This window comes from Methylacidimicrobium cyclopophantes (assembly GCF_902143385.2).
Classification (GTDB): Bacteria; Verrucomicrobiota; Verrucomicrobiia; order Methylacidiphilales; family Methylacidiphilaceae; genus Methylacidimicrobium; species Methylacidimicrobium cyclopophantes.
Genome location: NZ_CABFUZ020000023.1, coordinates 1 through 2463, shown reverse-complemented (window position 1 = coordinate 2463; position 2463 = coordinate 1). Strand labels below are relative to the sequence as shown.

The following is a 2463-nucleotide window of genomic DNA, read 5'->3' as shown; positions in this document are numbered from 1 at the left end:
CGGCGGCTTTTGTCCGAAAGAAGCCAGCGGCTCTGCTAGATGGCGTAGCCTTCTTCGCCGTGCTGCGTCGTGTCGAGCCCCTGAGTTTCCACCTCCGCCGGCACTCGCAAGTTGACGAAGAGCCTCACGACCAAACCGAGGATCAACGTCATGCTCACGGCCAGCCCGATCGTAATCGCAATGGCCTCGAGCTGCGCCCAGTAGAGGGTGTGGTGGCTCACATGGGCGGCCAGACCGTTCTTTCCCGCCACCGCTTCGTTGCTCAGATTCCCATTGACCTTCGCTGTGGCAAAGACGCCCGTCAAGAAGGCTCCCAACGTCCCTCCCACTCCATGCACTCCGAAAGCGTCGAGAGCGTCATCGTAACCCAAAGCCTTCTTGAGCTTCACGCACGCCCAGTAGGGGACCGCGCCGGCCAAGAGTCCGATGACGACGGCTCCGGTCGTATCGACGAATCCGCAAGCGGGCGTAATGCAGACGAGCCCCGCAACGGCTCCCGTACTGAATCCCAAAACACTCGGCTTGCCCTTGAGGGCATATTCGAGCATCGCCCATGTAAACGACGCCACCGCTGTGGCGATCGTCGTGGTGGTGAATGCATTCGCGGCGATTCCGTCCGCCGCTCCGGCGCTTCCGGCATTGAAGCCGTACCAACCCACCCAGAGCATGGAGGCTCCCACCATGCAGAGAACCATGCTGTGCGGCAGGATCGGCTCTTTAGGATACCCCAGCCTTCGGCCCAGCAAGAGACAGAGGATCAAGCCCGACCAGCCGGAGGACATGTGCACTACGGTCCCCCCGGCGAAATCGATCGCTGGAATCTTGGCTCCCGCATTGAAGACCCCATTCATGAGTCCGGTGGCTCCCCAAACCATGTGAGCAAGCGGAAAGTAGACGACAAGCATCCAGAGCCCGATGAAGAGAAGGAGAGCGCCGTAATTCATCCTTTCCGCGATCGCACCGAGGATCAAAGCGGGGGTGATGATGGCAAACATGAGCTGGAACATGCAGTAGACGCTCTGTGAAACCCAAAATGCATAGGCCGTGTTCGGCGCTGCGTCTACTCCCTTCAGGAAAAAGAACTCGGTCCCGCCCAGGAATGGACCGAGCGCGCTTTGCCCGAAACCGGTGCCGAAGACGAGACTGTAACCCACGGACCACCAGAGTATCGTAACGAGCCCGGCGATACCGAGGCACTGCGCCAGGACCGATAGGACGTTGCGAGATCGGACGAGGCCGCCGTAAAAGAGAGCGAGGCCCGGGAGGGTCATGAAGAGAACCAACGCGGCGGATGTCATCAGCCAGGCGTTGTGACCCGGCCCCGGTACCCCGCTCACTTTGCTGCCGGAAGGATCGCCGTTGAGGATGTAGGCCTCGAGGCCAAGAAGCCGTTTTTCCAAGCTCGGTTCTTCCGCCGCGAAAAAGGAGGCCCCCTGCCAGGAAGTCAGGACGAGAGATTCCATGCCGGCCGCCGCCGGCATCGCTCCTGCTTCGGGTTGCACGAACGAGGCACCCGCGAGCAAGACCGCGAGGGCGAAGAGAAAACGTTTCCATCGAGTGACAACCATTCTAGATCTCCTTTGTTTCATTGTTGGAGCTATGCTTTCGAGACGAGGGCGAATTTCTCTCTTCGACTTCCCCAACCTCTTCCGGCACAACCTCAGGGGCGCACGCAAACCGGAGGTGGAACGGAAGGGAGGCAATTTCTCGCTCGACGAAACAACCGCTCCGAACGCGACGGCAACCGACTCTTCCTCTCGTTCCGCCAGCCGGCAAACGCCGCAGCGGCTGTCGGCGGCTCTGGCGATGAAAGCATTGGATCCTCCTCCTCTCGAAACCCCCATCGCCTCCCTCCTGCGGCTCCATTGAAAGCAAACACCGTGCCAGGTTGAACCGATTTTTCGCTCGCGCATCGCCGCGCCGACCGAAGGAAAAGAAGGTTTTCTGCCCCGGCTTCCTTTAAAAAGCACTTGCCAAGCGATGGCGGTGCGCCGTTAGAGTAGCTCCGCTTGGCCCTTCGCAGAAGGGCTCACGAGGAACGAAAGGGAGATTCCAACTTCATGCCACGCTATCTTATCGAACGAGAAATTCCCGGAGCCGGAAAACTATCCCCTCACGAGCTTGCCGCAATTTCGGCAAAGTCTTGCTCGGTGCTGGACCAGATGGGACCGCAAATTCAGTGGCTGCACAGCTATGTAACTGACGACAAGATCTACTGCGTCTACATTGCTCCCAATGAGCAGGCGATCCGCGATCACGCGCAGAAAGGCGGCTTTCCTGCCAATCGCATTTCCGAAATCCGCGATTTGATCAGCCCCTATTCCGCCCGCTCTGCTTAGTCGTCTTCGGTCGCGCGGAGGTATGATGCACCTTGGCTTTCTTTGAGCCATGAGCGACTCGCTGTGCAGGCGATGCTTTGCTCACGGCGACCGGCTGGACTCGGACCTTGCCCGCCGGAGGCGG

Annotated in this window: 3 protein-coding genes; 2 read left to right on the top strand and 1 reads right to left on the bottom strand. The window is 59.7% G+C overall.

Features of this window, described 5'->3' with window-relative positions; genetic code table 11:
• Positions 1-35: 35 nt before the first annotated feature.
• Complete coding sequence (locus FN369_RS00720) at positions 36-1568, bottom strand: ammonium transporter (protein WP_142524308.1); 1533 nt, start codon at positions 1566-1568, stop codon at positions 36-38.
• A gap of 31 nt (positions 1569-1599) precedes the next feature.
• Between FN369_RS00720 and FN369_RS00715 the strand changes: the two genes are divergently transcribed.
• Positions 1600-1869: a hypothetical protein gene (locus tag FN369_RS00715; RefSeq protein WP_142524307.1), complete on the top strand. Its 270-nt coding sequence runs from the start codon at positions 1600-1602 to the stop codon at positions 1867-1869.
• Positions 1870-2060: 191 nt separating this feature from the next.
• A complete protein-coding gene (locus tag FN369_RS00710) occupies positions 2061-2339 on the top strand; it encodes a DUF4242 domain-containing protein (protein ID WP_142524306.1) in 279 nt (92 codons plus the stop codon).
• Positions 2340-2463: the final 124 nt, after the last annotated feature.